This is a genomic window from Sandarakinorhabdus rubra (assembly GCF_010994245.1).
In the GTDB taxonomy this organism is placed as follows: Bacteria; Pseudomonadota; Alphaproteobacteria; order Sphingomonadales; family Sphingomonadaceae; genus Sandarakinorhabdus; species Sandarakinorhabdus rubra.
This window is the reverse complement of record NZ_WMHO01000211.1, coordinates 1-4451: the sequence shown is the minus strand read 5'-3', so window position 1 is coordinate 4451 and position 4451 is coordinate 1. Positions and strand designations below refer to the sequence as shown.

At 71.7% G+C, this 4451-nt stretch carries 7 protein-coding genes; 4 read left to right on the top strand and 3 right to left on the bottom strand.

Annotated elements, in window-relative coordinates; translation table 11 throughout:
* Positions 1-605, top strand: a 605-nt coding sequence (locus tag GJV64_RS11805; RefSeq protein ID WP_456238858.1) for a hypothetical protein, incomplete at its 5' end; no start/stop codon positions are given.
* On the opposite strand, the gene GJV64_RS11800 is transcribed toward GJV64_RS11805, so the two are convergent.
* From GJV64_RS11800 to bufA2, 3 genes are all read right to left on the bottom strand, one after another.
* Positions 574-1287 (bottom strand): HvfC/BufC N-terminal domain-containing protein, encoded by a 714-nt coding sequence (locus GJV64_RS11800; RefSeq protein WP_164157412.1) that lies wholly within the window; start codon positions 1285-1287, stop codon positions 574-576. The two genes, GJV64_RS11805 and GJV64_RS11800, sit on opposite strands and share 32 nt — an antisense overlap.
* On the bottom strand, positions 1287-2174 hold the full coding sequence (gene bufB, locus GJV64_RS11795) for an MNIO family bufferin maturase (protein ID WP_164157411.1): 888 nt from the start codon (positions 2172-2174) through the stop codon (positions 1287-1289). The genes GJV64_RS11800 and bufB overlap by 1 nt, the downstream gene beginning before the upstream one ends.
* A 95-nt stretch (positions 2175-2269) precedes the next feature.
* On the bottom strand, positions 2270-2524 hold the full coding sequence (gene bufA2, locus GJV64_RS11790; RefSeq protein WP_164157410.1) for a BufA2 family periplasmic bufferin-type metallophore: 255 nt from the start codon (positions 2522-2524) through the stop codon (positions 2270-2272).
* A gap of 277 nt (positions 2525-2801) precedes the next feature.
* Here bufA2 and GJV64_RS11785 point away from each other — a divergent pair, with 277 nt between their 5' ends.
* From GJV64_RS11785 to GJV64_RS11775, 3 genes are all read left to right on the top strand, one after another.
* Positions 2802-3062, top strand: coding sequence for a BufA1 family periplasmic bufferin-type metallophore (locus GJV64_RS11785; RefSeq protein WP_205599615.1), 261 nt, complete (start codon positions 2802-2804; stop codon positions 3060-3062).
* A gap of 91 nt (positions 3063-3153) precedes the next feature.
* Positions 3154-3981, top strand: a complete 828-nt coding sequence (locus tag GJV64_RS11780; protein WP_235927725.1) for a DUF692 domain-containing protein — start codon at positions 3154-3156, stop codon at positions 3979-3981.
* Positions 3971-4451 (top strand): HvfC/BufC family peptide modification chaperone (locus GJV64_RS11775; RefSeq protein ID WP_164157407.1); only part of this gene is annotated, 481 nt, incomplete at its 3' end. The genes GJV64_RS11780 and GJV64_RS11775, both read left to right, overlap by 11 nt.

Sequence of the window (4451 nt, the reverse complement as noted above, 5' to 3'; positions counted from 1 at the left end):
TGGGCATCGTGGCCGGCGACGGGCTGGGCCGCCTGCTGGGCTGGCAGGTGGTGGCGCCGCCCAGCCGCTTTGCCCATCCCGATGGCGCCGGGCTGATGCTGGTGGCCGGCGGCGCGGCGCTGCTGACCCTGACGATGCTGTGGCTGCGGCGGCAGGGGCCGGGCGCGGCGCGCCTTGCCGGCCTGATGGCGGCGATGGGCGTGGCCGGCGGCCTGCTGTTCGTGGCCCTGCCGGGCTGGACCTGGGTGGACGTGCTGAACCAGGAGGCGCGCAGCCTGGGTTCCGGCGCTGGCCCGGCTGGCGACACGGGCGCGCTCAGGGCCACGCTGGCCACACTGGCCGGCGCGCTGGCCTCGGGCTGGATGACCGGGCGGCTGCATTTCAAGTGGCGGGGGTGGACGGCGGCGGCGCGCAGCGCGGCTGGCGGCGTGCTGATGATGCTGGGCGTCGGCCTCATCCCCGGCGGCAATGATGCACTGCTGCTGGGCGCCGCCCCGGCTGGCGCAGGGAGCGCGCTGATCGCCTTTGCTCTGATGAACATGACCATCCTGGCCCTGACGGCGGCGGCGCGGGTCACGCCCGCGGCACCACCAGCCCGGCACTGAGCCAATCGCGCAGCCATCCGCCGATGGCGTGGCTGGAGGCGCCACTGGCATCGCAGGCCGCGCCAAACCGCTGCCCGGACGCCACGGCCGCCAGCAGATCGCCCTCCCCGCCCTGGGTGCGGCGAAAGCGCGGGTCCAGCCGGTCACGCCACACCAGCACCCAGCCGGGCGCCTGCACCGGCGTCACCGGCCCGGCCGGGATGGCGGCCCAGATGGCATCGGCATTGGTGGCGAAGGCGAGCAGCGTGGCGCCCGGCGCCAGCTTCAGGCGCAAGCCCTCCCAATCGATGGCCTGCGCCTGTGCCCAGCGGGCCGGCTCGGGATCGGCGGCATTGAAGGCGGTGCGCAGTGCCCAGTCCAGCGCCGCAAGCTCTGCCACCTCCGGATCATCGGGCAGGCGGCGGCGCAGATAATCGGGGAAATCGCTGCCATAATCGGCCAGCGTCCAACTGTCCGACGGCGTGATTGCGATATAGGCGAGCGCCAGTTCGGTAAAGGCATCGCCGCCCAGCCATCCCAGCGTCTTGGCGAAATTGTCGGCCAGCCCTTCCACCAGCATGGCGCGCGCCGCATGGCTATGCACTGCCAGCCCGGCCGGCCTTCGCACCAGCGGCGCAATGGCCGACAGATCGCCTGCCATCAGCCCGGCCTGGAACCGCCGCTGGAGATCGAGCAGCGCCATCAGCGGGGCGGCCGGGCCGACGGGCGGGCGGTGTCGCCGGCCAGCTGGGCCTCTGCCGTGCGGGCGTGATCGAGTTCGGCCAGAAGATCGGCCAGCGGCGGAATCTCGTCGTCGCGCTCGATCATCACCGCCACCGGGCCGGCGCGGCGCCGCACCTCGGCATAAAGCGCCCACACGCGGCCCGGCACCGGCGTGTCGTGGGTGTCGATGAGCAGGCCATCGCTGCCTTCGCTGGGGCCGGCGAGGTGCAGCTGGTGCACCGCGGACCAGGGGATGGCATCGAGCATGGCGAACGGATCGCGGCCATGATTGTGGGCCGAAACATGGATATTGTTGACATCGAGCAGCAGCGCGCAGCCGGTGCGAGCCACCAGCGCCGTCAGAAATTCCCCCTCGCTCATCGCGCTGGCCCGGAAGTCGATATAGGTGGACGGGTTTTCCACCAGCAGCGTCCGGCCCAGCGCCTCCTGCGCCTGCCCGACATTGCGGCAGACGATGGCGAGCGCCTCCTCGGTATAGGGCAGCGGCAGCAGATCGTGGCTGTTGACGCCGTCGATGCCGGTCCAGGCCAGATGATCGGACACCCAGAGCGGTTCGATCGCATCTGCGAGCGCCTTCAGGCGGGCGAGATAGGCACGATCAAGGCCGCCGGCGCAGCCCAGGTTCATCGATACGCCGTGCAGCAGCACATCATGGTGGCGGCGCACGCCGGCCAGCACATGGGCCGGCCGGCCGCCATCGACCATGAAATTCTCCGAGATTACCTCGACGAAATCCACCGGCACGTCGCCGGCCAGAAAGGCCTCGTGGTGCGGGCGGCGCAGGCCGAGGCCATAGCGGCTGCCAGAGCTGCTGCCAGAGCAGCCAAATGCGCGCGGCGCGATCATCGGCGCTCCTGGGGCAGGCGTCCAAGGGCGGCAAGCACGTCAGCCGCCGGTGCGAATGCCGGGGCCGGCTTGGGGGTGCCGGCCCCAGACCCGGCTCACTTTTCGGTGAGCCGGCCGCCGGCGTCCTTGCAGGCCTTCACGGTCAGCGCCTTGAAGCCCTGGCCCTTGCAGCCGTTCTGGCCCTTGCAGGCGCTGTTGGCGGTGGCGCAATCCGATGTGCCCTTGCAGCTGTTGATCCCGTAACAGTGCACGAGCTTTTCATCGGCCTTGCCGGCGGCGTGGGCGGCGATGCCGCCGGAAACCGCCACGGCAGCGGCGGCAGTGGCGAGCGAGATGCGGGTTGCGAGCATGATGGTCTCCAGTGCTGGCGCACACCCAATCCCGTGCGCGAGGAGCCGCCGCACCATGGTGACGGCATGGCATCGTTCGCGCAGCACCCGGAGCGGGTTACAGGATGGAGCCGCTGTAACCGGGCCGAGGCAGGCGGCGAACTTGTGTGCAGGTGCCGGCGCCGACATGTGGACCGCCTCCCCCGCTGGCGCCGGTGCGGCTGCCCGTAGACCCCGCAAGCGGGCAGCCGCGCCACCCCCCACGCAACCGGGGCCGCGGCCGATGAAAGGCAAGATGATGAACAGCAACACCCTGCTGGGCGCCGCCGTGCTGGCCGCTCTCGCGGCCGGCGCTGCCAGCGCCGCCGACAAGCCGAAGATGGAAAAATGCTATGGCGTCGCCAAGGCCGGCCAGAATGATTGCGCCGCCGGCGCCGGCACCAGCTGTGCCGGCACCTCCAAGACCGATTATCAGAAGAACGCCTGGAAGCTGGTTCCGGCCGGCACCTGCACCAAGATCAAGACGCCGGGCGGCACCGGCACGCTGACCCCGGCCTGACCGCAGGCCCGATCGCCAGCCTATGCACGGGTCACTGCCGGGCGCGCCGCACGGTTCGGGCGCCCTGACCGTTTCGCCCCATGGTGGGCAGTTGCGGGCCGGGATTGGCCTGCGGCTGCCGCACCTCGCCGCCGTGGCGGCGGGCGAGGCCGCGCTGCCGCCCGGCCTGTGGCTGGAAGTGCATGCCGAGAACTTCATGGTGGACGGCGGCCCCCGGCTGACCGCGCTGCTGGACGTGGCCGAACGCTTCCCGGTGTCGCTGCACGGGGTGGGGCTGGCGCTGGCCGGCACGCGGATGGCGCCGCGCGGGCACCTCAGGCGGCTGGGGCAATTGTGCGATCGGGTACAACCCGTCCTGGTCTCCGATCACCTGGCATGGCAGCGGGCGGGCGATTGGCATGTGCCCGATTTCCTGCCGTTCGCGCGCACGCGGCGGGCACTGGCCATCGCCATCACCAATGTTGGGCGCGCGCAGGATGCACTGGGCCGCCGCCTGCTGGTGGAAAACCCCTCCCACTATGCCGACGTTGGTGGGCACACGTTTGCCGAGGCCGATTTCCTGGCCGAACTGGCCGCTGCCACCGGATGTGGCCTGCTGGTGGACGTGAACAACATCCATGTCTCGGCCCACAACCTCGGCCTTGATGCCGGCTGGCTGGTCGATCAGCTGCCGGCCGCCGCCGTGGCCGAGATCCATGTTGCCGGCCACCGGCCCGACCCGGCCAGCCCGCTGTTGATCGACAGCCATGATGCGCCGGTGGCCGAGCCGGTGTGGGCGCTGGCGGCCCGGTTGCTGGCACGCACCGGGCCGGTGCCACTTCTGGTGGAGCGCGACGCCGAACTGCCGCCGCTGGCGGAGCTTGTGGCCGAAGCGGCGCGCGGCGCAGCCTTGCTGGCAGAGGTTGCAGATGCGCCCTGATCGCCCAGCCGTTGCCGCGCCCACGCCGGCCCGGTTCGAGGCCTGGGTTGCCGGGCTGCTGCGCGGCGAAGCCGTGCCGGTGGCACCCGCGCTGCGACGGGCCATGGCAGTGCACCGGAACAATGCGCTGGCCGCCGCGATGGCCGCGCTGGCCGACAATTTCCCGGTGCTGCGCGCCATGCTGGGCCAGGACGCCTTTGCCGCGCTGGCGCAGCGCCACGCGCTGGCCGAGCCGCCGGCCGATCCCCGGCTGTGCCTCTATGGCGCCGGCCTGCCGGCCACCATCGCTGCGGCCGCCGAACTGGCCACGTTTCCTTATCTAGCCGATCTTGCGCAGCTGGAATGGCTGGTGGTGAAGGCCCTGTTCGCTGCCGATCCGCCGGCGGGTGCACGCCGGATCAGCGCCGGGCGCAGCTGGCCGCCGGCCCCGGCCACCGGCTGGTTGCAGTCGGACTGGCCGGTGGCCAGCC